Below are 25,308 nucleotides of genomic sequence, written 5' to 3'. Positions count from 1 at the left end.
TATGGATAAATTAGAATTAAAAGCACTTGGGAAGATTAATCTGGGCCTGGACGTATTGGGGAAGCGGGAGAATGGATATCATGACGTGCGTATGGTGATGCAGACGGTCTACCTTTATGACCAGATCTGGATGGTGAAGACAAAGGAGCCTGGAATCCGGCTTAGCACGAATCTGTTTTATCTTCCCGTAAATGAGAATAATCTGGCTTATCGGGCGGCAGAGCTTCTGATGAAGGAATTTGGAATACAGGAGGGCATAAAGATTATACTGGATAAGCATATCCCTGTGGCGGCAGGAATGGCAGGCGGCAGCTCTAACGCAGCGGCGGTTCTGTTTGGGATGAATCGTATGTTTTCACTGGGACTATCCCAAAAGGAATTGATGGAAAGAGGCGTGTCCTTGGGGGCGGACGTACCTTACTGCATCATGAGGGGGACAGTGCTGGCGGAAGGGATTGGGGAGAAGCTGACCCCCCTTCCTCCTATGCCCAGATGTTTTGTACTGCTGGCGAAGCCCTCCATCAGTGTTTCGACGAAGATGGTGTACGAGAAGCTGGATTCCCATGAGATTGCAAAGCATCCAGACATTGACGGGATTATCGAGGGACTGAAAGGGCGGGATTTGCTTTCGGTGGCTGCCTGTATGGGAAATGTGCTGGAGAAGGTTACTGTAGAGGCCTATCCTGTGATTAACGAGATTAAGGAGGTCATGAAGAAGCAGGGGGCCTTAAATGCGATGATGAGCGGCAGCGGTCCAACGGTTTTCGGGTTGTTTGACGATAAAAAGAAGGCGAAGAAGGCAGCGTTTAAAATTCGGGAGATGCAGCTTGCCAGACAGACATACGTTACCGGCGTACACAATACGAGGAGGAGATAAGGGATGGAGCTTAAGGTCAATATGAGTGAATATCTACCGCTAAGAGACGTGGTCTTTAATACGCTGCGTCAGGCAATCCTGCGGGGCGAGCTTAAGCCAGGAGAGAGGCTGATGGAGATTCAGCTTGCAAATAAGCTGGGGGTGAGCCGCACGCCGATTAGGGAGGCAATCCGCAAGCTTGAGCTTGAGGGTCTTGTGCTTATGATTCCCAGAAAGGGCGCGGAGGTCGCAGATATTTCAGAGAAAAGCTTAAGGGATGTCCTGGAGGTGCGAAAGGCGCTTGAGGAGTTGGCGGTAAAGCTCACCTGCGATAAGATTAAGAGCGCGCAGATTGGGGAACTTAGGCATGCGGCGGAGGGATTTAGAAAAACCCTTAAAAGCAGTGATATCACCCAGATTGCCGAGGCAGACGTGCGTTTTCACGATGTAATATATGAGGCGACAGATAACCAGAAATTAATTCAGCTTCTGAATAACCTGCGGGAGCAGATGTATCGTTATCGTATTGAGTATCTGAAACGGCAGGAGGCGTATCCGCAGCTTCTGGCGGAGCATGAAGAGATTATCCGCCGGATTGAGAATAAAGAGAAGGAACAGGCGGCGGAAATTGTCTGTAAGCATATTGACAATCAGGTGGAGGCTGTGATGGACGTCATCCGCACAAAGAAAGGGTAGAAAATTCTATGTGTTTTGTATAAAGACAGTTTTACATGTCAATACTCCTTATAACTAACATGAGTGATTGTTTTATAAGGAGGTAGTTACATATGCATATGGGAAGAGAGTATTATTATGGAAGCAAAATCAGGCAGGTGGTTTGTTTGATTTTTTGGAATCTTTGTGGCGGCGCTGTTGACGGGAAGCTGTGTAGAGAGAGGGATTGAACGGGTAGAGGCCAAGATGGAGCATACTCAGAAGACTCTGGCAAAAGAGGTGCTGCGTTTCCATGTCCTCGCCAACAGTGACAGTGAAGAAGATCAGGCTGTAAAGATGAAGGTTCGGGATGCTGTGCTTGTATATATGGAGGAGAGCATGGGGCAGGAGCTTGGAGATGAGCCAGATGCTGAGGAGACAAAGGAATGGGTAAGGTCACATCTGCATGAATTGGAGGATGTGGCAGACCAGACGGTTGCGGATGAGGGATATTCTTACCAGTCCAGGGCAGAGGTTGAGGTCAGCTATTTTCCCGATAAGCAGTACGGGGATGTTTTCTTTCCCCAGGGAGAGTATGAGGCATTGAAGATTAGGCTGGGCGATGCCCGCGGGCATAACTGGTGGTGCGTCTTATATCCGAGTCTGTGTTTTACCGACACAGCCTGCACTGTGGTCAGTGACGAGGGAAAGCAGGGGCTTAAGGAGGTCTTAACAGCGGAGGAATATGAGATGGTTACGGCAACGTCGGATTTTAAGATTAAGTGGTTCTTCTTTGGGGACGGTGCGAAAGAGGAGTGACAGAGTTCTAAGAAACATGGAGGAAGTTCATGACGGAATTTTTGGTTAGGAGTTTTGTAAAAGACCATACAGAAATTGAGAGGGTGTCTGTCAGGACCGCCTACGGAGTGTTGGCGAGTGTGGTGGGCATCCTTTGCAATGTTCTATTATTTGTAGTAAAATGTGCAGTAGGGTATCTATTGCACAGTATCTCAGTCATGGCGGATGCATTTAATAACCTGTCGGATGCAGGTTCTTCTGTGATTGGCCTTGTGGGTGTGAAGATGGCGAGCAAGCCGGCAGACAGGGCTCACCCCTTCGGGCATGGAAGGATTGAGTATATTGCGGCCCTGATTGTGGCGTTTCTGGTTATGGAGGTGGGCTTTTCATTTCTCAAGGATGCGGTGGGGAAGATTCGACAGCCTGAGGAATTAAAGTTTCAGGCTGTGTCCGTGATTGTTCTGATGCTGTCTGTGGGGGTTAAGCTGTGGCTTGGCTTCTTTAATAGGAGGCTTGGACAGCGGATTGACTCTAAGGTGATGATGGCGACTGCCGCGGATGCTATGGGCGACGTGATTACAACTACAGCCACCATTGCCTCCCTTTTGTTTTTCCGGATGACAGGGGTGAACATTGACGGAATCGTGGGACTTGGCGTGTCCCTGGTGGTGATGTGGGCCGGTGTCGGGATTGCGAAGGATACGTTGGAGCCCCTTATCGGAAAGGCAGTAGAGCCCAAGGAGTATGCCAGAATTACAGATTTTGTGGAGGGGTATGAGGGTGTTTTAGGAAGCCATGACCTGATTGTCCACAATTATGGTCCGGGCAGGAGTATGGCTTCTATCCATGCGGAGGTTCCCAATGACGTGGAGATTGAGGCGTCCCATGAGATTATTGATCGGATTGAGAGGGAGGCATTTCGCGAGCTTGGCGTGTTTCTGGTCATCCATATGGATCCTGTAGAGACGCGGGATGTGCGGGTCATACAGGCAAGGGGACAGGTGGAGAGGATTCTTGAGGCGCTGGATTCGGCTGTGGCTATCCATGATTTTCGTATGGTGAGTGGGGAAGAACAGGTGAATCTGATTTTTGACATGGAGGTGCCTTATGAATATGATGAGAAGAAACAGGATGAGCTTAAGATGACGCTGGCAAAGCTTTTGCAGATTACGGATTCCCGTTATCAGTGCGTCATCACGATAGAAAGGAGTTACATAGGTAGTGCAAAAGAGTAACAGATATACATTAGAGGGCAGAATCCGCTTCAGTGAGGCGGATCATACAAGGAGGATTACGCTGCCGGGAATTATCAATTATTTTCAGGATTGCAGTATATTTCATTCGGAGAGTCTGGGTGTCGGACTCTCCTACTGCGAAGAACAAAGGAAGGTTTGGATTCTGTCGGCGTGGCAGGTGGAGATTGCGCGCTATCCTTTTATGGGCGAGCCTGTGCTGGTGAGCACCTGGGCGACGAAGTTTGACGGGCTTTTAGGGCTTCGTAACTTTTGTATGGAGGATGAGGGGCAGCAGATGGCGGCATGGGCCAATTCTGTGTGGGTTTATATGGATATGGAGAAGGGAAGACCCACAAGGCCAGGGAAACGGGAGATAGAGCTCTATGGAACGGGAGAACCTCTTTCGATGGAGTATGCGTCGCGGAAGATTGAACTTCCAGAGCGATTTCAGGAAGGAGAGCCGTTTCCAGTGCGCAAGTACCACATTGATACCAATGAGCATGTGAACAACTGTCAGTATGTACAGATGGCTTTAGAGGGGCTAAAGGAGCCTATGGAAGTAAAGAAGATGCGGGTGGAGTATAAAAAGTCCGCTGTGTACGGCGATACCATTTACCCGAAGACGGCATATGAAGGAGACAGGGCTGTGGTAGAGCTCTGCGACAAAGCGGGAAAGGCTTACGCTGTGGTGGAGTTATATTGATAGCCGGACTTAGTTTTGGCTATATTTCATACAAGAGAGAGGAAAAATGAAGATGTCATTATCAGAGAATTTGGGAAAGAAAGTAAGGTTAATGATTGTTAAGGAAGTGGAGTTCGGCGTTTATCTGGGCAATAGCCAGGAAAAGGTGCTTCTCCCAAAGAAGCAGGTGCCAAGGGGACTGGAAGCAGGGGATCTTGTGGAGGTATTCCTGTATAAAGATTCGTCGGACCGGCTGATTGCCACCACCAATGAGCCGAAGCTTACCCTTGGAGAGCTGGCCGCCCTTAAGGTCGTGGATGTGGGACGAATCGGTGCGTTTCTGGACTGGGGGCTGGAGAAGGACTTGCTGCTTCCGTTTCGGGAACAGACAGCGAAGGTAAAGAAGGGTGACGAGGTTCTGACTGCCCTCTATGTGGACAAGTCCGGCAGGCTTTGCGGGACGATGAAGGTGTATGAGCGGCTGCGCCAGGATCCGCCCTATCAGAAGGATGATCAGGTAGAGGGAATTATATACGATACCAGCGATAATTTTGGAGTGTTCGTTGCCGTGGACGACTGCTATTCCGCGTTGATTCCAAAACGGGAGGCCTTCGGGAGCCTTAAGGTGGGCGACCGGATTCATGCCAGGGTTACGAGAGTCAAGGAGGATGGCAAGATGGACCTTGCCGTGCGGGAGAAGGCATTTCTCCAGATGGATAAGGATGCGCAGACAGTTATGAAACGGATGGAGGAATACGGTGGACGGCTGCCGTTTACAGATAAGGTGGAGCCGGAACGGATTAAGAAGGAGTTTGGTATGAGCAAGAACGCATTTAAGCGGGCTGTGGGGCGTCTTCTGAAGGAGGGAAGGATAGAAATTTGTGAAAAATCTATTGAAATTCGTAAAAGATAGGGTATAATAGGGGAGATAATGAAGGAAAGATAAGGAAAAAGAAAGGAGCTTTTTTAGTCATGAAAGTGCAGAATATTACGAACATTGACAAGTTTTTTTCGGTGATTGACGATTGCTCAGGAAAAGTAGAATTAGTGACAGGAGAGGGAGACAGGCTGAATCTTAAGTCAAAGCTGTCTCAGTATGTATCTATGGCGAATATTTTCTCTAACGGAGAGATTCCGGAATTAGAGATTATTGCATATGAGAAGGAAGATATAGACAAGCTGGTAAAGTTCATGGTGGATGGCGACTAGCAGGCAGATGCAAGGAGAGGTGTTCCCAGGATAAAGGGGAATGCCTTTTTTTAAATAACTAACCCATAATTGGATATTGGATTAAGGAGAAAATATGAGTTTTGCACATCTTCACGTCCACACAGAGTACAGCCTGCTGGACGGTTCAAATAAAATAAAGGAATGTGTATCCCGTGTCAGGGAGCTTGGGATGGACAGTGTGGCGATTACAGACCACGGCGTAATGTTCGGGGTAATCGACTTCTATCGAGCGGCAAGGGCAGTGGGGATTAAGCCAATCCTTGGCTGTGAGGTCTATGTGGCGCCAGGCTCGCGTTTTGACAAGGAGGTGGTGGGAAACGGCGACGACCGGTATTACCATCTTGTTTTGCTTGCGGAAAACGACCAGGGCTATCATAATCTAATGAAAATTGTTTCCCGCGGCTTCACGGAGGGGTATTACTACAAACCCCGTGTGGACATGGAGGTGCTAAAGGAATTTCATGAGGGAATCATTGCTCTGAGCGCCTGTCTTGCAGGGGAGGTTCAGAAAAATATTCTGCGGGGCATGTATGAAGAAGGTAAGAAGGCGGCTTTTCGGTATCAGGAGATTTTTGGAAAGGGGAATTTCTTCCTGGAGCTCCAGGACCATGGGCTTAAGGAGCAAAAGCTGGTGAACCAGTCTTTGCTTCGGATGGCGAAGGAGACGGGGATTGAGCTGGTGGCAACCAATGACGTCCACTATACCTATGCAGAGGATGAGAAGCCTCATGATATGCTGCTGTGTATCCAGACAGGGAAGAAGATCGCGGATGAGAACAGGATGCGCTATGAGGGAGGTCAGTATTATATTAAGTCAGAGGACGAGATGCGCTCTCTATTCCCTTATGCTGTGGAAGCCCTTGAGAACACTCAGAAGATTGCCGACCGTTGTAATGTAGAGATTGAGTTTGGTGTCACGAAGCTGCCCAAATACGACGTGCCTGATGGCTTCACTTCCTGGGAGTACTTAAACCATCTGTGTCAGGAGGGACTTAGGAAACGTTATCCAGAGGGCGGTGACGAGCTGACAAAGCGTCTGGAGTATGAGTTGTCAGTAATCAAGTCTATGGGGTACGTGGATTATTTTCTGATTGTGTGGGACTTTATTAAATATGCGAAAGACCACCATATTATGGTGGGACCAGGGCGCGGTTCTGCCGCCGGCAGTATTGTGGCCTACTGTCTTGAAATCACCAGTATCGACCCTATTCGATATCAGCTTCTGTTTGAGCGTTTCCTGAATCCGGAACGAGTGTCCATGCCGGATATTGACGTGGATTTCTGTTTCGAGCGGCGCCAGGAGGTCATTGACTATGTGGTGGAAAAATACGGTACAGACCGAGTGGTACAGATTGTTACCTTTGGTACTATGGCGGCAAAGGGCGTGGTGCGGGATGTAGGCAGGGTCATGGACCTTCCTTATGCCTTTGTGGACGGAATCGCGAAAATGATACCCCGTGAGCCGGGGGTCAATATTACGCTGGAACGAGCCCTTGAAATGAATCCGGAGCTTCAGAAGATGTATCGGGAGGACGAACAGGTTCATGAGCTGATTGACATGTCCAAAAGGCTGGAAGGGCTTCCGCGGCACACTTCCATGCATGCGGCGGGAGTAGTAATCAGCCAGAAGTCCATTGATGAGTACGTACCGCTGTCACTGGGGTCAGACGGCTCCATTACGACGCAGTTTACTATGACGACGCTGGAAGAATTAGGATTGTTGAAAATGGATTTCCTGGGGCTTCGCACCCTGACTGTAATTCAAGATGCAGCCAGGCTTGCCGGAGAGAGCAGCGAAGCGGACATTGACATGGAGAAAATCGACTATGACGACAAGAAGGTGCTTAGCTCTATAGGAACAGGGCGGACAGACGGGATCTTTCAGTTGGAAAGCGGCGGGATGAAAAGCTTCATGAAGGAGTTAAAGCCTCAGACTCTGGAGGATGTGATTGCAGGCATTTCCCTGTACCGGCCGGGGCCGATGGATTTTATTCCGCAATACATCAGGGGAAAAGACCATCCGGAGACGATTACCTACGACTGTCCACAGTTAGAGTCAATCCTTGCTCCTACCTATGGCTGTATCGTTTATCAGGAGCAGGTTATGCAGATTGTGCGCGACCTGGCAGGCTACACTCTGGGACGAAGCGACCTTTTGCGCCGCGCTATGTCCAAGAAGAAGGGCGATGTCATGCAAAAAGAGAGGCAGAGCTTTGTATATGGAAATGAGGAGGAGGGCGTTCCAGGCTGTATCGCCAATGGCATTGACGAGAAGACTGCCAATAAGATTTATGATGAGATGATTGATTTTGCCAAATATGCATTTAATAAATCCCACGCCGCAGCTTATGCTGTGGTGGCATACCAGACAGCGTGGCTTAAATACTATTATCCCGTAGAGTTCATGGCAGCCCTTATGACCTCTGTGATTGATGCTCCCAGCAAAGTGGCGGAGTATATCTATACCTGCCGCCAGATGGGAATAGATATCCTGTCGCCTGACATTAATAAGGGCGAGGGGAATTTCTCTGTGGATAACGGAAATATCCGGTATGCGCTTACTGCGATTAAAAGTATCGGGCGTCCCGTGATTGCTGCGGTTATAGAAGAAAGGGAGGCAAGGGGGAATTTCCGCAGTCTGAAGGATTTTATAGAGCGCATGGCGGGCAAGGATATTAATAAGCGGACGATAGAGAACTTCATCAAATCAGGGACCTTCGACAGCCTGGGAGGAACGAGAAAGCAGTACATGGTGACTTATGTGCAGATTATGGACCAGGTGAACCAGGAACGGAAATATTCCATGAGTGGGCAGTTGTCTTTGTTTGACTTGGTGGGAGAGGAGCAGAAGGCGGAGTTTGATGTGCCGCTGCCAGATGTGGGAGAGTATGAGAAGGAGACGAAATTTGCTTTTGAGAAAGAGGTTCTCGGCTTCTATTTAAGCGGCCATCCCATGGAGGAATATGAGGAGAAATGGCGGAAAAACATTTCCAAAACCACGCTGGATTTTCAGCTTGACGAGGATACGGGGCGGACGAAGGTTCACGAGGGGATGCGGGAGGTTATCGGCGGCATGATCACTTCAAAGACCATCAAGTATACCAAGCAGAATAAGATCATGGCCTTCGTTACACTGGAGGATTTGGCGGGGGCCGTGGAGGTGGTGGTATTTCCGCGGGACTATGAGAAGAATCAGCAATATCTAAATGAAGATGCAAAAGTATTTATTCGGGGAAGGGTATCCGAGGAGGACGAGGCGGCCAGTAAGCTAATCTGTGAGAAGGTGATTCCCTTTGAGCAGACAAAGCGCGAGCTGTGGCTTCAGTATGCTGATAAAGAAACATACCTCAATGGGGAGGCAGAGCTGTTTGACATGCTTAAGGATTCAGACGGGCAGGATATAGTGGTAATCTTCTGTAAGAAGGAGAAAGCGGTCAAGCGTCTGGCGGCGAACAAAAGTGTTAATGCGGATAAACTTCTGCTGAACAAATTGACGAATTATCTTGGAGAATCTTGTGTAAAAGTAATAGAAAAACCCATTGAAAACCTTTGTTAAATAATGTACAATGAGGGGCGAGAGAGACAGATAGAAAATGATTCCAGTGGAACGGTCATTTTGCGCTGGGGTCATGAATACTCAACATGAAATGACTACACATGGAGGAATGATTTATGGCAAAAGTAATTCGTACAATCGGAGTATTAACCAGTGGAGGCGATGCGCCAGGAATGAACGCGGCAATCCGTGCCGTTGTTCGTACGGGACTTGGCAAGGGCCTGAGAGTCAGAGGAATCAGAAAAGGTTATCAGGGGTTGTTGGACGAGGAGATTATTGACTTGTCTGCGAGAGATGTCTCAGACACGATTCAGCGCGGAGGTACAATCCTTCAGACGGCGCGGTGTGAAGAAATGCGTACGGAGGAAGGACAGCAGAAGGCTGCCGCAATCTTGAAGAAGTACGGCGTTGACGGGCTTGTGGTAATTGGCGGTGACGGTTCTTTCGCCGGTGCCCAGGCGTTGGCCAACCTTGGAATCAATACGATTGGAGTTCCAGGAACCATTGACCTTGATATTGCATGCACCGAGTATACAATCGGGTTCGATACTGCTGTGAATACGGCGATGGAGGCCATTGATAAAGTGCGTGACACTTCCACTTCCCATGAGAGATGCTCCATCATCGAAGTAATGGGCAGAGATGCAGGTTATCTGGCTCTGTGGTGCGGAATTGCCAATGGTGCGGAGCGTATTTTACTGCCAGAGGAGCATGGTTACGACGAGAGCGCGATTGTAGCTGATATTCAGGAGTGTAGGAAGCGCGGAAAGAAGAATTACATCATTATCAATGCAGAAGGTATCGGCGGCTCCATTGAGATGGCGGAGAGAATTGAGGAAGCCACCGGAATGGAGACTCGTGCAACGATTATCGGACACATGCAGCGGGGAGGAAGCCCCACCTGTAAGGACAGAGTCTATGCGTCAATTATGGGTGCAATGGCAGTCAATCTTCTAATCGAAGGAAAGACGAACCGTGTTGTAGGATATAAGCATGGTCAGTATGTGGACTTCGATATTAATGAGGCTCTTGGCATGCAGAAGGGAATTCCGGCTTATCAGCAGGAGATTGCGAAAGAGTTGGCTTTATAGTTGGGTAGTGTGTAAAGGAAGGGGCTGTCGCGAAATAGACAGCCCTGTTCTCATATTTTAAATAATAACGTCAAAAATCTGTTTTCCCTTTCTTGACATCATAAACTCCGGCAAGGATTACGCTAAAAAAAGTGAAGTCCTCTTTTGCCTTTCTTGCCAGGTATTTTTCACGAAGCATGCCAAGAAAATGCAGAAATACCTGATTATCCGAAGCCTGGTCAACCTCGTCGATTAACAGCCTGACTTTACGATTCATACAGAAATCCGTGATTTTTTCAGACAGCCGTAAGAAGTTGACTGTATCTTTAGAATAGCTGGTCCACTTGAGAATGTCATCGGGTGTTGCCGATGTGAAACGGAGACTTTTTCCAAAAAGTTCGTCAAATCCGAGGCAGAACTTAGCTTCGTCCTCAAAAATAGTCCCGCCAATTTCTTCAAAACTGATTCTGGATACAATGTAATCAGCGTTTAAACTTAGCACTATAGAGAGTCTTTTATGGGAAGAATGAAATATAACAATCCATGACAGGATTCACTCATTTTATGACAAAGTGATTGGCATAGAGGCTTATTTCTGATATTCTGAAAGAATAATTCCAGTTAATAAATAGTGTGGTGGTTACGATGTTAGAGATTGCAGTCTGCGATGACGAGCCGGTCATGCGAAAAGAGCTTTTCGCCCATGTTTCGAGCTATATGGCAAAAAAACAGGACATGGATTATCGCATCAGCAGCTTTGAAAACGGGAATCAACTCCTTGAAAGCGGATGCGAATTTGACTTGATTTTTCTGGATATCCAGATGGAAAAGCCGGATGGAATGGAGACGGCAAGAAGGCTTAGACGGCGGGGGAAGCGCAGTCATTTGGTTTTTGTGACCGTACTAAAAGAGTACGTTTTTGAGGCGTTTGAGGTGGAAGCCTGCGACTATCTGCTCAAACCGTTGGATGCCGGGCATTTCAGACGGACGCTTGACAGGGTGTTTCGTTATATCAGACAACAGCCAGGAGAAAAGCTTTTAGTACAGCGGGGAGGACAGACCCAGGTAGTTCTGTTGTCCGAGTGTGTGTACTGCGAGGTTCAGGGACGGAAAATCTATATTCATCAAAAAAACGGAGAAGTCATCGATTATTATGACAGAATGGAGAAGCTGAAATGCCATGTGGACGGGCGTTTTTTTCAGTGTCACAGGAGTTATCTGGTCAATCTCGATTATGTTCAGGGATGCGGGGAGGGGCAGGTGGAACTGCGCCATGGAGAGAAAATCCCCGTGTCCAGACTGCGGGAGAGGGAGTTGACTCAGGCGCTTCTTCGGCATATGAAGGAGAGAAGGGACGGTTGAAAAGCATAAATAATACACTGGTTATGGAGGTCAAATATGGATTGGTTCGGTTTTCTTCTCGTTGTCGTTACTCTTGCCGGATTAAGTATTGTGCATATTGTTTTTGCCGCCCGTATTACCGGAAAAAAATGGAAGCTTTGGCAGCTTGCTCTGTACTTTTTTATGCTCTGCTTGATTCAGAAGATTTCCGGTATACTGAATTTTCTTGATTTCGTCCCTATCTGCGAAGAAATCTTGGCATTATATGTGATAAGCCGCTGGACGTTGGGGAATCCGCGGTCAGTATCCTGGGTAGCATCCTTTCTTGCTGTTTATGTCACACAGCTTTCTTTTGGAATCATGAATTCTGTGGAGCTCATACTGCTGCTGCCTTCTATCAGGGGAACACGGTTATATTTGTTTATCATCCTGGCAACCATGATTACGTTTATCTTAAGCGCCTGCTGTTATGCGTTTATTCTCAAATTTTTATCTCTGAAAGAAGAAGGCTCTTATATCTGGATTTTGTTGTTATCCAGTCTGTTCTCCTGTGCGGCTGAGCTTTATATCATGGAAAATGCATATACGCATGTGGTTTCGCGAGAGACAGGAAAACATCTGTTATTGCTGTTGCTGCAGGTTTTGGGGCTATGCGCCCTGTGCTGTACCCTGTATGCATATGGAAGGGCGTGTTCAGAGCTTAAGACCAGGCTTGAGCTTGCTTCTTTGTCTCAGGCGGCGCAGGCTCAGAAAACCTATATTGCACAGGCGCAGATGCGGTATGGGAAAACACGGGCGTTTCGTCATGATATCAAGAATCATTTATCAGTATTGCACAGCCTGATGAATACAGGCCAGATTGAGAGAGCGAAGGATTATCTGGAAAAACTGGAAAACAAAACAGCCGCCCTGTCATTTCCGTATCAGACCGGCAATCCGGTGGTAGATGTGCTGTTGGGGGAGAAGATGGAATTGGCGGAGGTAAAGGGGATTCAGACTGCGGTTTCAGTTATACTGCCAAAGACCTGCGGAATTGATGATTTTGATTTATGTGTGATATTTGCAAATGCACTGGATAATGCCCTTGAGGCGTGTATTGCCACTTCGGATATAGAAAAAAGAATCACTGTGAGAGGAGAACGTCAGGGAGATTATTACATGTTGGAATTTGATAATACCTGCGTTATAGGAACGACGGCAGCAATAGGAACTGGTCTTTCAAATATAAGGGCAGTTGCGGAGAAATATCACGGCGCAATGCTGACGGAGAGCGACGGTCAGTGGTTTCGGCTGAATGTACTGCTGAATCTGTCAGGAATGCATTTCAATACATCAAAATAACAGCTCAAGCCCAATCCATTGAAATCCTGTGGGAAGGGGTTAAAATGGGATTGTAGGCAGATGAGTTGAAATAATGTACCAAATATCCTGACACGTTGAGAAGCAGTTAAGCCGTGGACATTTAACTTTTCTGGGCGAGGCAGGATATTGGTACGAAGGGTCAGGAGGGAGATTATGGGACCAATTTCGAGATTGAGCGCAAGGCAGACAGATCCTTATCAGGCAAGGAGAGAAAGACTGGAAAAGAAGGCTGCCGAGAAGGAGGACGGTTCTGTGAAGGAAACGAAGAATACTCCGATGCGGCGTGCGAGGGACGAATATGTTCCGGGGGATGACAGAACTCTGGAAACGGATAAAACTCCGGAAAAAAGTAAGGGATCAGATAAGGCTTTAAAGCAGGCAGAGGGAAAGAAGCCACAGATGTGCAAAGCCAGCACAGATAAGGTTGACCGTGAGATTGAGAAGTTAAAGAAACGAAAAAAAGAACTGGAAGGTCAGCTTAGGACGGAACAAGACGAAACGAGGCGCCAAAGCTTGGAAAGCGAGCTTGCTCAGGTGGAAAGAGAATTGAGCCAGAAGGATAACGACGCATACAGGCGTCAGCATACTGTATTTACGAAGATGTAAATTTTGTTAGATTAGAGGGAAATTCAAGAGTGGATTTCCCTCTGTTTTTTGCCATAAAAAACTGACGGTATATATTTGAAAACATGTATGTAGGGCAGTTATGGACTTGCCTCTTTTTGTGTAAGTGGTGTATAATATGTTCAGCGGCAAAGAGGAGGGTAAATGGATATGGCGGAATTAACATCTATGATGAATATTGGGAAAGAGATGGCGAGGAAGCTAGAGGCAGTTGGAATTGAGTCGGCTGAGAAACTACTCGAAGCGGGTTCTCAACAGGCATTTTTGAAGCTGAAAGGAATGTATCCCCAAGTTTGCCTGGTGCATCTCTACGCGTTGGAGGGGGCGGTTGAGAATGTTGAGTTCAACAGTCTATCGAAGGAAAAGAAAAAAGAATTGAAGGGATTCAGCGATTTTTTAAAGAATTAGGACAGCATATGGAGAAAATGTAGAGATACAGTTTGAGTATTTTGAAAATTAGAGAACCTACCGTTTGCCAAAGTGTTTGCAAGCGGTAGGTTTTCTATTGAGAATAATGTAACATTTAGACGAGATATTCGTTAATTATGAAAGGGGGGTGACGAAGTGGAAAAAGATATTCTGGAACAGTTATACCGCATACATACGAAGGCAGTCTATCTTTATTTGTATACCCTTTGTCACAACCATGACCTTGCGGAGGACTTGATGCAGGAGACGTTTCTTCGGGCGTTATGTTCCCTGGAGATTGCCCGGTCAGAGTTGCTGCCGTGGCTTTTGACAGTTGCGAGGAATCTATATCTCGATACATGGCGCAGAGAGAAGCGGTTAGAGAAAGAAATTGAAAGACGCAAGATGGAAACGGTTACAGGGGAGGGGATTCTTGAAATGATGATTCAAAAGGAGAGGAATCAAAACTTGTATCAGGCGATACAGAAGTTGAAAGATATTGAGCGGGAAGCGGTTGTTCTGTATTATTTTGCGGGAATCTCACAGGAGGAGATTGGAAGCATTCTGAACCTATCCTATGGAAATACGCGGGTAATCCTGTATCGGGCAAAGAAAAATTTGAAGAAGCTTTTGGAAGGAGAGGAGATGATGAGGGAATGAAAATGAAGGATGAAAGGCAGTTCGAGGGAAGTGAAAAATATGGGGATAAGTTTGAGAAATATTTAAGCGGTGAACTGAAAGTTGAAGAATTCAGGGAAATTGAAGAAGATATTGAGAAATTCCAGGTTTTAATCGACTACGTGAATCATACATTGGATGAGGAATTATATGAGAAGGAGGATGAAGGCGGAAGGAAAAACAGAGAGAATTCAGAAAAGATTTCCAAAGCAATAGGCAGAAAATTCAGAAACTATATGATTGGGGCAGCCGCGGCGGCAATCTGTATTGTTCCGCTGCTTCTTATGGGCTTGTCTCCGTTGTTGAATTGGATTTACTATAATCCCAATCAGTCAAAGGAGATTATAGTTAAGGAAAATGATTCTGTCATTGTTACGAATCCATTTGCCGCGGCGATGTCTGTATATATGGAGTTATTCTGCGGAGATAAGGGATTTGCAGAGTTGTGTTTGTGGCCGGAGGGCTACGGGCGTTATACCATTGATGTGCAAACGCAGATAGATGGGGAAAATACTTCCCATATTTTAGAGCTTGTGAGAAACCATTTGTACCAGAATGACCTTAGCTGGAACAGTTCGGATTTTCCGGCTAATGCGTTCACATACAGGAGTGAAGGACCAAGCTTATGCATGGATAAAGATACAGCGAGGAAAAAGCTTGAGGAGGCGCCGGAGCTGATGAAGATACGGGCGTCCATATCCTTCGATAAGCTGAAGAATATGGATGAGCTGGCAGAGTTTATGGGGAAGCACGAAACCTATTATCTCTATTGTCCTGTGGATGTAAAGGGGTATCGGTATTGGGGATTTTCCCCTGAAAAGAGAGGATATGACTTGACCTATGGCTATGATTTAGAAAAATATCCGTATCTGGATATTTCGGAAGGGAGCAAGGGGGACGAAAGAAGTCCAATAGATGCTGCCGTTAGGGAGAAAGTTACAATGGCAGAGGTTTATGAGAAGCATGTGGAATCTATGATCAGGTTCCTGATGGAAGATGAGGATTTTTTAAAAATATTTGACGGATGCGCGCCAGGAGGAAAGAATTTTATCAACACATATGAGTATGTGGAAGCGTTGGATTATATAAGGGAACATGGCGTGAAAAGCTATGGGGTCGTGGTATATGCCGCAAAGCAGGAGCTTCTGGAAATGTTGGAGGATTCGTCTGTGGATGGAGTCTATATGCTGGATGGAAAAATAGATTTGAAATTTTGAGAATAAGCCTATAAAAGGGAGGATGCCGGGTGATCAATGATTCAATCCCCCGGCATGTATTATGAAAAAGTTTTATCAAAAATAGTTTAATAACTATCAGTAAATGGTCTTTGTCTTGTCTCGAATTGCTTCGATAAATTTAGTATAAGCCACACCTGTGAAGAAACCGTGTTGAAGAAATGAAGGTTTTTTGAAAGATGAATGAACAAATTATGAACAGTAGATATATGATACAGAGAAGGTAACTGTTGCAGGCTGAACTGTTACCAGCGAAGGAAGAATTTACCAGGAATAGGTTGGAAAAAGAAAGAAAATGATTTATACTAGGAAATATGTTTCGGAAATTGAAAAAAATTCCGAAGTGTGTATGAATAGCCAGGAGGAAAGAAGAAAATGAAGTATATTTCATTTGCGATTCCATGTTACAATTCACAGGATTACATGGCGCGGGCAATCGAGAGTATTCTGCCGGGGGGAGACGAGGTTGAGATTCTCATTGTAAATGACGGTTCTACAGACCGGACGTCAGAGATTGCTCACGAATACAAGAGACAATATTCCGGTATTGTTCGGGTGATTGATAAAGAAAACGGTGGTCATGGAGATGCGGTAAACGAGGGACTTAGCGCCGCCAGAGGGAAATATTTTAAAGTTGTGGACAGTGATGACTGGGTGGACGAGGAGGCTCTGCACCAGATATTGACCCTGTTTCGGAATCTTGAGGATGATGGTGAACAGATTGATATGCTGGTTTCCAATTTTGTATATGAGAAGGTGGGTGTAACCCATAAGAAATGTGTTCACTATCGCAATGCCTTGCCCCAGGATGAGATTTTCCGGTGGGATGATATCGGGCACTTTCGTTTGGATCAGTATATTTTGATGCATTCTGTCATCTACCGTACAGATTTACTTAAGCTGATTCAGATGAAGCTGCCAAAGCATACCTTTTATGTGGATAATATTTATGTATATTATCCCCTTCCCCATGTCCGTAAGATTTATTATCTGGATGTGGATTTCTATCGATATTTTATCGGCAGGGATGATCAGTCTGTGAATGAGAAAAATATGATTGCAAGGGCGGATCAGCAGATATATGTCACAAAGACGATGATAGATATGTACGACTTGAGGAAGATTTCAAGCAGGAAGCTTAAACAGTATATGGTTAATTACCTGGCGATTATGATGACGGTGTCCTCAATTATTCTGATTCGTTCAAAAAAGAAAGAAAATATTGATAAGAAGAGGGAATTGTGGAAGTATCTCAAAATGAAGGATTTTAAGATATATTTTAAGATACGATATGGAATTTTGGGGCAGACCATGAATATACCGGGGAAATCAGGTCGGAAAATTTCGTCTCTTGTGTACAGCGTAGCAAGGAGAATTATTGGGTTTAATTGATATTGTCGGCGGGTGGACTTCGTCTGACAAGGCGTGCACCTTGGGATGAAATTGTGTATAATTTGGCTCTTATGTCGCATACTAAAGATAATCAAAGAATTTTGAGTTTTGGAATGAAAAGGAGAATGTGACATGGCGGTTGAATTTCAGGCGAGTAGGACGAGAGAGAATCTAATGAGAGCATTTGCAGGAGAAAGCCAGGCAAGAAACCGGTATACGATTGCGGCAGACGCGGCGAAGAAGCAGGGGCTTTATTCCATCCAGCAGGTGTTTTTGTTTACAGCGGATCAGGAGAGAGCCCATGCAGAGCGATACTATGGTCTGCTTAAGAACCTGTCGGGAACGACCATTGAGATTTCGGGCGGATATCCGGTGGACCATTTTGATGATGTTGTGAAATTACTGAAAAAAGCAGAGCATAATGAGATGGAGGAGGCGGACGACGTCTATCAGGCTTTTGGAAATGTGGCGAAGGAAGAAGGATTTCTGGAAGCTGCATCTGCATTCTTCCAGATTGCGGAGGTAGAGGCAGTTCATGGCAGACGATTTCGGAAACTGGCTGAGCTGCTTGAGCAGAATAAGTATTTTGAATGTGAGGGCAACGGACAATGGATGTGTATGAATTGCGGACATATACAGTCAGGGAAATTGGTTCCGCCAATGTGTCCGGTCTGCCGGTATGAGCGGGGGTATTTTATACCAGTGGAGATTGCGCCATATCTTGGGTTTGATTTTATTAAGAAATAAAAACAGGGCTTTGTTTTGGCTGGAAAGCCGGAAACAAAGCCCGATTTTTATGGGCAGACTGGGCATCTATTAATTCCTGTTACTTAATATAGATTTCTGAAACAGTATTTTCCACACCATTGATTTGCAATCTGACATAGATTTTTCCATTTTCAAATTCATCCAAAGGATATTTAAGCGGGTCAGAGAGATTGGTAACATCGACAAACTTTGTTACATCTGCCTGTACCAACCACAAAACAAGTGTTGCTTCATCCGGTACTGTGCCGCAGGAAATATCAGCATGGAGCAGCTGCGTGTCGGCGTCCGTAATTGTCATAGTTTGTTCTTTCACAAATCCAGCGGTGGCGTTTTTAAAATCCAGTTTCCAAATGTCATCAATGTAGGTGTTATAATTCATGTTGATTACACCTGTGTTCCAAACCCGTTTATTAGAAGTTATATTTGTATTTACACCATTTCCGGTGGACGCATAGACCATAAAGCCCATCAAGCATATCAGCATGAGCGCCATGCTTATAATTCCGGCAACAATAAATTTTAAGTGATGTGTTTCTTGCTTTACCATTACGTTATGATCCTCCTTTTTGACAGGCGTTCCGCATTCCTCGCAGTAGTTTGCCTTTAATGAAATTTTATGTCCGCAAGTGGGACAGGTTTCTTTTGTTTCTGAACGGCGCAGAAAATAAAGCAGTAATCCGATAAAGGGCGTAGCAATAAAAACTATAAACGCCCATAGTAACGCGTCATCCCCTCGCTTTTTGCAATCCTGATATACCCATGCCGCAAAAAAAGCACAGGTACATACTGTAAAAATGTTAAAGAAAAGAAGCAAGGCGGGGAGCAGCATAGAGAGTCCGCTAAAGCCGTCGCTTTTTAGAAAATACAGACCAAACCGCAAAAAAATTAACAGTAAGATAATAAGAATACCGATATAAAGCAGGATTTTTTTATTTTTTATATTATTCATGTCAATATACCCCTTTTCTCAATACGGATTGTAATGTCTTCTTTTAGGTTTGTTCTTTTTACACCGACTATGGTAATCAAGATGCCCGCCACACAAAGATAAAGGCAGATACCGGCGGCAAAGTAAGATAAGTAAACATTCTCGATTATTGTAAGTGCAAAAACAGCCAGTAAAGAAAAAGTTACCAAATTTAAAAGCATAGGCAAATACCAAAGTGACAAGGTGTGTGTGGCAGTCTGTTTTCGTATGACGGCTTCTTGTTGATATAGAACCGCTTTAAGTTTATTATTCAGTTCCGGTGATGGTATATCAGTCATTTTCATAGAAGCTCGGATGATATCTTCTATTTCTGTGTCAGAGCGATGTTCTCTCATAACCAGAGTCCTCCAATCTTTTTTTAATTAGGCTTCTGCCCTTGAACAACCGACTTTTCACAGTACCAGGGGGCTTTTTTATGATGGCCGATATCTGTTCTATGGAGCAATCGGAAAGATAAAATAATATGAGAGGTACTTGAAACTTTTCCGGAAGAGTTTGAATGATTTGACGGACTTCTGTAATCAGTTCCTTTTGATAATAGTTTTCCTCAATATTTTCTTTTGAATGCAGTAGAGCTTCCGTTTCGTCATCGAGATTGTCACAAGGGGCAATCATATTCCGGCGGGCCTGTTTTCTTCTGTCACTTTTCCAAAGATTATGTGCTAAAGAGAAAAACAATGCTTTTGGATTTTTCTCCCAGTCAAGCACCCATTCTGTTTCTAATGCTTTTAGGAAAGTCTGTTGATATAAATCTTCGGCATCTGTTTTGTCCGCGCAGAGTTTTAGGCAGAATCTATATATATCTGAACCGAACTCATCAATACATCTTTCGATTTCTCGTGCATTCACTGTTTCACCTCCCCTGCCCGTTCACTCTATATTCGCCATGACTTTATATTTGGTTCATTTTAAAAATAAAAAAAATATCGGACTAAAATTTTGTATTAAATATATTTTAACACCAATACCACTTGAAGAGTAAGCATTGCGGTGTACTCTTTGGGGAGGGGGAATAGGACATATTTTGTCAGAATATATTACAGTGTGTGGTTGGATATACATTTGCCGCAAAAAATAACAGAGAATATTTTGGGTAAAGAAGGGATTGTATGGCGAGTCAGAAAATCGAAAATTTACTGAACTTAGCGTTGGATGCGACGCCGGAGGAACGACAGAAATCGTTGGAGTTGGATGTGGGGTATGACTCGGAAGATAAGGAGTGGGAGCTGATTGTGAAATATTCAGGAAGCCTTGAGGGAGTGAGAGCTTTGGCATCCAGAGTGGTTGAGCTTCAAAACGAGTATGCCATTATTACAATTAGAGAGTCGGAGATTGAGACATTGACGCAGATTCCGGAAATCGAATATATTGAAAAGCCAAAGAGATTATTTTTCCAGGTTGCAAACGGCAGACGGGTATCCTGTATCAATGCGGTACAAGATGCCCGTTTGTCGTTGTATGGACAGGGTGTGCTGATTGCGATTATTGATTCTGGAATTGAGTATGAAAATGCAGACTTTAGGAATGAGGACGGGACGACAAGGATTCGTGCACTGTGGGACCAATCCCTTGCGCCTGGGGAGGGAAGGATTCCGCCGAAAGGATATGAGATTGGGGCAGAGTATACGTCAGAGCAGATTAACCAGGCCCTTGAGGGAACGACGCTTCAGGACAGGAGGGAAATTGTTCCCAGTGAGGATAGGTCTGGACATGGGACAGCGGTTGCGGGAGTTGCCGCGGGAAACGGGAGAAACAGCAATGGACTTTATGCAGGAGTTGCCCCAAGAAGCGAGCTGTTGGTGGTAAAACTTGGAAATCCAAGACAGGAGGGATTTCCGCGTACCACAGAGCTGATGCAGGGAATTGATTATGTGATAAGAAAAGCATTGGAGTTTCGGATGCCTGTGGCTATAAATTTAAGTTTTGGAAACACATACGGCTCACATGACGGGACTTCGCTGCTGGAGCGTTTTATAGACGATATGTCAAATATCTGGAAGAATTGTATCTGTATCGGCTCTGGCAACGAGGCGGCCAGCGCGGGACATACATCCGGAATAATGCGGGAGGGGAGGGAGGAGATCATACAACTGGCGGTACAGAGTAACCAGCCGGCGTTTAGTATACAGATTTGGAAAGAGTATACGGATGTTGTGGATATTTCTCTGATGACTCCTGCAGGAGTTACGGTTGGGCCGATTCAGGAAATATTGGGGCCCCAAAGGTTTACGGTGGGACAGACAGAGATTCTGTTATATTATGGAGAACCAAGTCCTTACAGTACGGCACAGGAGATTTTTATTGATATGCTTCCCAGGGAGACGTATGTGGCGAGCGGAGTATGGCGGCTGATTCTAAAGCCCCGAAAGATAGTGTCTGGGGCATATGAATTATGGCTTCCCAGTGAAAATGTTTTGAATCGGGGAACGGGCTTTTTGTTTCCGACGGAGCAGACCACGCTTACCATTCCATCTACGGCAGGCAGGGTGATTACGGTGGGGGCTTACAATGGTTTGACGTTTGCTTATGCGGATTTTTCGGGGAGAGGGTATACGAGAGAGACGAATCTGGTGAAACCGGATATTGTGGCGCCGGGGGTGGATGTGACTACAGCGGCGGTTGGGGGAGGATATGCACAGTTTACGGGGACTTCTTTTGCGACGCCTTTTGTGACGGGTGGGGCGGCGCTTATGATGGAGTGGGGGATTGTGAAGGGGAATGATGCGTATTTGTATGGGGAGAAGGTGAAGGCGTATTTGAGAAGAGGGGCGAGGGCGCTTCCTGGGTTTGACGTGTATCCGAATGTGCAGGTGGGGGCGTATGGTAATATAGTGTCAAGTTAGCAAGGAGCCAGTAAAATCAAGGGTTTCCGCTGATTTAGTCCTATGAAAAATTTGCTTTGAAAAAATTTTCGACATGTCGAAAATGAGCAAAATTGGATTAAGACGGGCCTGTTTTTAACCAGAAAACTGAAAATCAAGCAACTTGACACTAATATACCACCAAGCCGTTTGGTGTTGTAAAACGTGTCCCTAAAAAGGAGTGATAACTTAATATTTGAAGTTTAGGTAGGACTAAATCAGCTTTTGCATCGGACAAGCGCCGTATCTGCATAGCTGGTTTAGTCCTATTTATTTTAACAGAGATAAACGCCTATGAGAAGGAGAAAATTTATGGCAGATTTAAACCTATTATTGAAGGAAGCCCAAAACCTGAATTTGAGCATCAGGGGCATATTAAAACTTTCCACTTATGAAGATTATGATGATCTGAGTGGATTACATATCAACTATGAGGACGGGCAGCAGCTTTTCCTCCAGTCAGAACTCCGGGAGGTCATGGGGAAACTTTCGGATGTGGAGCGGAGGATTGCATACCTCTCACGTCCGGTTAAGGAAACGAGCCGTCTGCACAAGAACGGAAGCGGAAGATATGAGACAAAGAGCGGGCATTATTATACCAGTGGAAGCGGTATTGAGGTACTGATAAAAGATGATTACCGGGAAGTGCCCTATTGGGTGTGGACGAGCGTGGAGCATGACGGCAGGGACTACTATCTGGTGGGACATAAAGACATACGGATGGATGGTTTGACTGTCCGGGTGAGAGAGGCGGTGTGAGTATGGGTGCGACAATCTATTGCTTATGTAATCAAAAAGGAGGCTGCGCAAAAACAGTGAGTTCCATCAGTATCGGGATCGGCCTTGCCCGTGAGGGCAGGCGTGTCCTTCTGGTGGACGTAGACAGTCAAGGGTCAATGACTGCCAGCCTGGGATACCAGCAGCCCGACCAGATGGAAACCACGCTCTCGACTATTCTGAGCGGGATAATCATGGACGAGCCGCTTCCACCCGGAAGCGGGATTCTCCACCATGAGGAGGGTGTTGACCTGCTCCCGGCGAACATAGAATTGTCCGGCATGGAGGTTACTCTGGTCAATACCATGAGCCGGGAGACGATCCTGCGGCAGTATCTGAATACCATGCGTGAGGAATATGATGCGATTATTCTGGATTGTATGCCCTCACTTGGTATGCTGACCATCAATGCGCTTGCGGCGGCAGATCAGGTCATAATCCCGGTGCAGGCGCAGTACCTGTCGATAAAAGGGTTGGAGCAGCTTATCCGCACGATTGCAAAGGTAAAACGGCAGATCAACACACACCTTTCCATAGCAGGGATATTGATAACAATGGCGGATATGCGGACAAATTATGCAAAGGATATTGTGGAACTTCTGCACATGAATTATGATGGGAAACTGCGGATTTTTGAGAACATTATCCCCCTTTCTGTGAGGGCGGCGGAAACAAGTGCGGCAGGAAAGAGCATCTATCTCCATGACCCTTCCGGTAAAGTGGCAGCCGCTTATGCCGCACTGACGAAAGAGGTGATAAGGGGATGAAAAGCGTTGCAAAGAATATCCAGATGACTACCTATGAGGATTTGCTCTCAGGAAGCAAGCCTCCGGGGGCGGGAGGAGACGGGAACGTGCAGGAAATCCCGTTGACAGAATTGTTCCCCTTTAAAGACCATCCGTTTAAGGTACTGGACGACGAGACCATGCAGGACACGGTAGAGAGTGTAAAGGCACATGGCGTCCTTGTCCCCGGCATAGCGCGGCCCCGTGTGGAGGGCGGCTATGAACTGATCGCCGGGCACAGGCGTAAGAGGGCTTCGGAACTGGCAGGGAAAACAACCATGCCGGTAATCGTGCGAAAGTTGGATGATGATGAAGCAACGCTGTTCATGGTAGACAGCAACATCCAGCGCGAAAACCTTCTGCCCAGCGAAAAGGCATGGGCATATAAGATGAAGCTGGACGCGCTGAAGCATCAGGGTGTAAAGGACACTTCTCGACAACTTGGCGAGAAGTACAGCGTGGATGCGCTGAGTGAAAATTCCAATGACAGCGCCCGGAACATCCACCGTTTTATCCGCCTGACGGAACTTCTCCCTGTCCTGCTCCAGATGGTGGACGATAAGAAGCTGCCCTTTAACCCTGCGGTGGAACTGTCCTATCTGGCAGGAGAGCAGCAGGAGGAACTTGTAGAGGTTATGGAGGGATTGCAGGCCGTACCATCACTGGAGCAGGCGAAACGCCTGAAAAAGTACAGCCAGGAGGGGAAACTGGACAGGAATGTAATGGATGCCATTTTAACAGAGGAGCGGACTGTACCAGTGCAGGTAACGCTCAAAAATGACAGACTGAAACAGTATTTCCCACAAACATATACACCAAAACAGATTGAGGAGGTCATTTTCTCCCTTTTAGAAACATGGAAAACACAAAATGTCTGAAATGCAAAGAAGCCGTCCGGCGACTGACTGACAGTTACCGGGCGGCTTTTTTGCGTTTTCGGACAGATCATGCCCCGGAGACTAATTGTTTTGTTTTGCCGGGGCTTTTTTTGTCGCTGAAAATGAAGGAAAAGGAGGCAGCTAAGATGCCGTTACAACTGAATTATTACTATGGGAATGAGGCGGAACAGTACACCTTTTACCGTATTCCAAAGATATTGTTTACAGACCCGCTCTTTAAAGGGGTGTCGGTGGAGGCGAAGGTGCTTTACGGGCTTTTGCTTGACCGCATGGGACTGTCGGTAAAGAACAACTGGCTTGATGGGGAAGGGCGTGTGTATATCATCTTCACGATTGCCGATGTGATGGAGACGCTGGGATGCGCGGAGCAGAAGGCAAACAAACTACTGAATGAACTGGACTGTTCAAAGGGCGTTGGATTGATTGAGCGTGTCCGCCGGGGGCTTGGCAAACCCAATGTCATATACGTTAAAAATTTCATCTGCCAGGCAAATACGGGACAGCCGGAATCACAAATCAAGAATTGTGAAAATCACAATTCAGGAGATGTGAAAATCACAACTCAAGAAATGCGGAAATCACAAACTAATAATACTGACTTAAATAAAACTGATTTTAGTGATACTGACCTATCAATCTATCCGGAAAAGGCCGGGGATTTTCCTGTGGATAACTTTTCTTCCGCTGGTTATGGGATGGATGGGATAGATCGGATGGATGCTTACCGGGAACTGATAAAAGAGAACATTGATTATGACTATCTCCTGCATGACCACCCATACGACAAGGAACGTCTGGACGGTTTTGTGGAACTGATGGCGGAGACCTGTTGCAGCAGCCGGAAAAGCATACGCATCAACCAGGGGGATATGAGTACGGAGGTCGTAAAGAGCCGCTTTTTGAAGCTGGACAGCGGGCATATCCAGTATGTCATGGACTGCCTTGACAGGAATACGACCCTGGTGGGCAATATCCGGGCTTATACGCTGTCTGCCCTGTTCAATGCCCCTGTGACGATCAGCCAGTATTACGCAAGCCTTGTAAGCCACGATATGGCCGTTGGATTCGGCGGCGGTTAATCTTTGGTTTTTCTTTTCCGCTGGTAATTC

The 25,308-nt window shown here is 46.1% G+C and carries 26 protein-coding genes; 22 read left to right on the top strand and 4 right to left on the bottom strand.

The window, feature by feature from the left end; genetic code table 11:
• The first annotated feature begins 1 nt into the window (after position 1).
• From ispE to pfkA, 9 genes are all read left to right on the top strand, one after another.
• On the top strand, positions 2-877 hold the full coding sequence (gene ispE, locus GN277_RS25910; RefSeq protein ID WP_159755534.1) for a 4-(cytidine 5'-diphospho)-2-C-methyl-D-erythritol kinase: 876 nt from the start codon (positions 2-4) through the stop codon (positions 875-877).
• A gap of 3 nt (positions 878-880) precedes the next feature.
• Entirely contained in the window at positions 881-1,552 is a 672-nt protein-coding gene (locus GN277_RS25905; protein WP_159755531.1) for a GntR family transcriptional regulator, read from the top strand.
• Between the two features lie 165 nt (positions 1,553-1,717).
• Positions 1,718-2,329, top strand: a complete 612-nt coding sequence (gene spoIIR / locus GN277_RS25900; protein WP_244324915.1) for a stage II sporulation protein R — start codon at positions 1,718-1,720, stop codon at positions 2,327-2,329.
• A 29-nt stretch (positions 2,330-2,358) separates the two neighbouring features.
• On the top strand, positions 2,359-3,543 hold the full coding sequence (locus GN277_RS25895; protein WP_159755528.1) for a cation diffusion facilitator family transporter: 1,185 nt from the start codon (positions 2,359-2,361) through the stop codon (positions 3,541-3,543).
• Positions 3,530-4,246, top strand: coding sequence for an acyl-[acyl-carrier-protein] thioesterase (locus GN277_RS25890; RefSeq protein WP_159755525.1), 717 nt, complete (start codon positions 3,530-3,532; stop codon positions 4,244-4,246). Before GN277_RS25895 ends, GN277_RS25890 begins: the two co-directional genes overlap by 14 nt.
• A 52-nt stretch (positions 4,247-4,298) precedes the next feature.
• Positions 4,299-5,138, top strand: coding sequence for a CvfB family protein (locus GN277_RS25885; RefSeq protein WP_159757209.1), 840 nt, complete (start codon positions 4,299-4,301; stop codon positions 5,136-5,138).
• Positions 5,139-5,197: 59 nt separating this feature from the next.
• Positions 5,198-5,434, top strand: a complete 237-nt coding sequence (locus tag GN277_RS25880; protein WP_159755522.1) for a polya polymerase — start codon at positions 5,198-5,200, stop codon at positions 5,432-5,434.
• 94 nt (positions 5,435-5,528) lie between these two features.
• Positions 5,529-9,011: a DNA polymerase III subunit alpha gene (locus GN277_RS25875; protein WP_159755519.1), complete on the top strand. Its 3,483-nt coding sequence runs from the start codon at positions 5,529-5,531 to the stop codon at positions 9,009-9,011.
• A 116-nt stretch (positions 9,012-9,127) separates the two neighbouring features.
• Positions 9,128-10,102: a 6-phosphofructokinase gene (gene pfkA, locus GN277_RS25870; protein WP_159755516.1), complete on the top strand. Its 975-nt coding sequence runs from the start codon at positions 9,128-9,130 to the stop codon at positions 10,100-10,102.
• Between the two features lie 70 nt (positions 10,103-10,172).
• Here the strand turns inward: pfkA and GN277_RS25865 are convergent, their stop codons facing one another.
• Positions 10,173-10,583, bottom strand: coding sequence for a hypothetical protein (locus GN277_RS25865; RefSeq protein WP_159755513.1), 411 nt, complete (start codon positions 10,581-10,583; stop codon positions 10,173-10,175).
• A gap of 143 nt (positions 10,584-10,726) precedes the next feature.
• Here GN277_RS25865 and GN277_RS25860 point away from each other — a divergent pair, with 143 nt between their 5' ends.
• The 8 genes from GN277_RS25860 to rbr all read left to right on the top strand — a co-directional run bounded on the left by GN277_RS25860 (position 10,727) and on the right by rbr (position 17,868).
• Positions 10,727-11,443: a LytR/AlgR family response regulator transcription factor gene (locus GN277_RS25860; RefSeq protein ID WP_159755510.1), complete on the top strand. Its 717-nt coding sequence runs from the start codon at positions 10,727-10,729 to the stop codon at positions 11,441-11,443.
• A 36-nt stretch (positions 11,444-11,479) separates the two neighbouring features.
• The gene (locus tag GN277_RS25855) at positions 11,480-12,763 is read left to right on the top strand and encodes a sensor histidine kinase (RefSeq protein WP_159755507.1); all 1,284 of its coding nucleotides are present in this window, start codon (positions 11,480-11,482) and stop codon (positions 12,761-12,763) included.
• A gap of 174 nt (positions 12,764-12,937) precedes the next feature.
• Positions 12,938-13,390 (top strand): hypothetical protein, encoded by a 453-nt coding sequence (locus GN277_RS25850; protein ID WP_159755504.1) that lies wholly within the window; start codon positions 12,938-12,940, stop codon positions 13,388-13,390.
• 168 nt (positions 13,391-13,558) lie between these two features.
• Positions 13,559-13,816 (top strand): TfoX/Sxy family DNA transformation protein, encoded by a 258-nt coding sequence (locus GN277_RS25845; protein WP_159755501.1) that lies wholly within the window; start codon positions 13,559-13,561, stop codon positions 13,814-13,816.
• Positions 13,817-13,972: 156 nt separating this feature from the next.
• Positions 13,973-14,476, top strand: coding sequence for an RNA polymerase sigma factor (locus GN277_RS25840; protein WP_159755498.1), 504 nt, complete (start codon positions 13,973-13,975; stop codon positions 14,474-14,476).
• Complete coding sequence (locus tag GN277_RS25835; protein ID WP_159755495.1) at positions 14,473-15,711, top strand: anti sigma factor C-terminal domain-containing protein; 1,239 nt, start codon at positions 14,473-14,475, stop codon at positions 15,709-15,711. Before GN277_RS25840 ends, GN277_RS25835 begins: the two co-directional genes overlap by 4 nt.
• Before the next feature lie 393 nt (positions 15,712-16,104).
• On the top strand, positions 16,105-17,121 hold the full coding sequence (locus GN277_RS25830) for a glycosyltransferase family 2 protein (protein WP_159755492.1): 1,017 nt from the start codon (positions 16,105-16,107) through the stop codon (positions 17,119-17,121).
• 132 nt (positions 17,122-17,253) lie between these two features.
• The gene (rbr, locus tag GN277_RS25825) at positions 17,254-17,868 is read left to right on the top strand and encodes a rubrerythrin (protein WP_159755489.1); all 615 of its coding nucleotides are present in this window, start codon (positions 17,254-17,256) and stop codon (positions 17,866-17,868) included.
• A 79-nt stretch (positions 17,869-17,947) separates the two neighbouring features.
• On the opposite strand, the gene GN277_RS25820 is transcribed toward rbr, so the two are convergent.
• The 3 genes from GN277_RS25820 to GN277_RS25810 are packed head-to-tail and all read right to left on the bottom strand — an operon-like array spanning position 17,948 to position 19,726.
• Complete coding sequence (locus GN277_RS25820; RefSeq protein ID WP_159755486.1) at positions 17,948-18,838, bottom strand: zinc ribbon domain-containing protein; 891 nt, start codon at positions 18,836-18,838, stop codon at positions 17,948-17,950.
• Entirely contained in the window at positions 18,835-19,212 is a 378-nt protein-coding gene (locus GN277_RS25815; protein ID WP_159755483.1) for a hypothetical protein, read from the bottom strand. The genes GN277_RS25820 and GN277_RS25815 overlap by 4 nt, the downstream gene beginning before the upstream one ends.
• Positions 19,193-19,726: an RNA polymerase sigma factor gene (locus GN277_RS25810; protein WP_159755480.1), complete on the bottom strand. Its 534-nt coding sequence runs from the start codon at positions 19,724-19,726 to the stop codon at positions 19,193-19,195. Before GN277_RS25810 ends, GN277_RS25815 begins: the two co-directional genes overlap by 20 nt.
• 260 nt (positions 19,727-19,986) lie before the next feature.
• On the opposite strand from GN277_RS25810, the gene GN277_RS25805 reads away from it, so the two are divergent.
• The 5 genes from GN277_RS25805 (at position 19,987) to GN277_RS25785 (ending at position 25,278) form a co-directional block, all read left to right on the top strand.
• Positions 19,987-21,720 (top strand): S8 family peptidase, encoded by a 1,734-nt coding sequence (locus GN277_RS25805; protein ID WP_159755477.1) that lies wholly within the window; start codon positions 19,987-19,989, stop codon positions 21,718-21,720.
• A gap of 330 nt (positions 21,721-22,050) precedes the next feature.
• The gene (locus GN277_RS25800; protein ID WP_159755474.1) at positions 22,051-22,497 is read left to right on the top strand and encodes a DUF5348 domain-containing protein; all 447 of its coding nucleotides are present in this window, start codon (positions 22,051-22,053) and stop codon (positions 22,495-22,497) included.
• 2 nt (positions 22,498-22,499) lie between these two features.
• Complete coding sequence (locus GN277_RS25795; protein ID WP_159755471.1) at positions 22,500-23,282, top strand: ParA family protein; 783 nt, start codon at positions 22,500-22,502, stop codon at positions 23,280-23,282.
• Complete coding sequence (locus GN277_RS25790) at positions 23,279-24,178, top strand: ParB/RepB/Spo0J family partition protein (protein ID WP_159755468.1); 900 nt, start codon at positions 23,279-23,281, stop codon at positions 24,176-24,178. Before GN277_RS25795 ends, GN277_RS25790 begins: the two co-directional genes overlap by 4 nt.
• A 146-nt stretch (positions 24,179-24,324) precedes the next feature.
• On the top strand, positions 24,325-25,278 hold the full coding sequence (locus tag GN277_RS25785; protein ID WP_159757206.1) for a DUF6017 domain-containing protein: 954 nt from the start codon (positions 24,325-24,327) through the stop codon (positions 25,276-25,278).
• Positions 25,279-25,308 lie beyond the last annotated feature (30 nt).

The organism is Sporofaciens musculi (assembly GCF_009830285.1).
Lineage (GTDB): Bacteria > Bacillota > Clostridia > Lachnospirales > Lachnospiraceae > Sporofaciens > Sporofaciens musculi.
The sequence above is the reverse complement of the archived record's forward strand: the minus strand, read 5'-3'. Positions and strand labels throughout refer to the sequence as shown.

Bases quoted from the DNA above. Each gene is read 5' to 3' on its own strand.
- GN277_RS25895 (WP_159755528.1), top strand. From the start codon at position 2,359: ATGACGGAATTTTTGGTTAGGAGTTTTGTAAAAGACCATACAGAAATT.
- GN277_RS25830 (WP_159755492.1), top strand. From the start codon at position 16,105: ATGAAGTATATTTCATTTGCGATTCCATGTTACAATTCACAGGATTAC.
- GN277_RS25875 (WP_159755519.1), top strand. From the start codon at position 5,529: ATGAGTTTTGCACATCTTCACGTCCACACAGAGTACAGCCTGCTGGAC.
- GN277_RS25850 (WP_159755504.1), top strand. From the start codon at position 12,938: ATGGGACCAATTTCGAGATTGAGCGCAAGGCAGACAGATCCTTATCAG.
- ispE (WP_159755534.1), top strand. From the start codon at position 2: ATGGATAAATTAGAATTAAAAGCACTTGGGAAGATTAATCTGGGCCTG.
- GN277_RS25805 (WP_159755477.1), top strand. From the start codon at position 19,987: ATGGCGAGTCAGAAAATCGAAAATTTACTGAACTTAGCGTTGGATGCG.
- GN277_RS25800 (WP_159755474.1), top strand. From the start codon at position 22,051: ATGGCAGATTTAAACCTATTATTGAAGGAAGCCCAAAACCTGAATTTG.
- GN277_RS25885 (WP_159757209.1), top strand. From the start codon at position 4,299: ATGTCATTATCAGAGAATTTGGGAAAGAAAGTAAGGTTAATGATTGTT.
- rbr (WP_159755489.1), top strand. From the start codon at position 17,254: ATGGCGGTTGAATTTCAGGCGAGTAGGACGAGAGAGAATCTAATGAGA.
- GN277_RS25795 (WP_159755471.1), top strand. From the start codon at position 22,500: ATGGGTGCGACAATCTATTGCTTATGTAATCAAAAAGGAGGCTGCGCA.
- GN277_RS25835 (WP_159755495.1), top strand. From the start codon at position 14,473: ATGAAAATGAAGGATGAAAGGCAGTTCGAGGGAAGTGAAAAATATGGG.
- GN277_RS25860 (WP_159755510.1), top strand. From the start codon at position 10,727: ATGTTAGAGATTGCAGTCTGCGATGACGAGCCGGTCATGCGAAAAGAG.
- GN277_RS25845 (WP_159755501.1), top strand. From the start codon at position 13,559: ATGGCGGAATTAACATCTATGATGAATATTGGGAAAGAGATGGCGAGG.
- GN277_RS25785 (WP_159757206.1), top strand. From the start codon at position 24,325: ATGCCGTTACAACTGAATTATTACTATGGGAATGAGGCGGAACAGTAC.
- GN277_RS25855 (WP_159755507.1), top strand. From the start codon at position 11,480: ATGGATTGGTTCGGTTTTCTTCTCGTTGTCGTTACTCTTGCCGGATTA.
- GN277_RS25815 (WP_159755483.1), bottom strand. From the start codon at position 19,212: ATGAGAGAACATCGCTCTGACACAGAAATAGAAGATATCATCCGAGCT.
- GN277_RS25905 (WP_159755531.1), top strand. From the start codon at position 881: ATGGAGCTTAAGGTCAATATGAGTGAATATCTACCGCTAAGAGACGTG.
- pfkA (WP_159755516.1), top strand. From the start codon at position 9,128: ATGGCAAAAGTAATTCGTACAATCGGAGTATTAACCAGTGGAGGCGAT.
- GN277_RS25820 (WP_159755486.1), bottom strand. From the start codon at position 18,838: ATGAATAATATAAAAAATAAAAAAATCCTGCTTTATATCGGTATTCTT.
- GN277_RS25880 (WP_159755522.1), top strand. From the start codon at position 5,198: ATGAAAGTGCAGAATATTACGAACATTGACAAGTTTTTTTCGGTGATT.
- GN277_RS25790 (WP_159755468.1), top strand. From the start codon at position 23,279: ATGAAAAGCGTTGCAAAGAATATCCAGATGACTACCTATGAGGATTTG.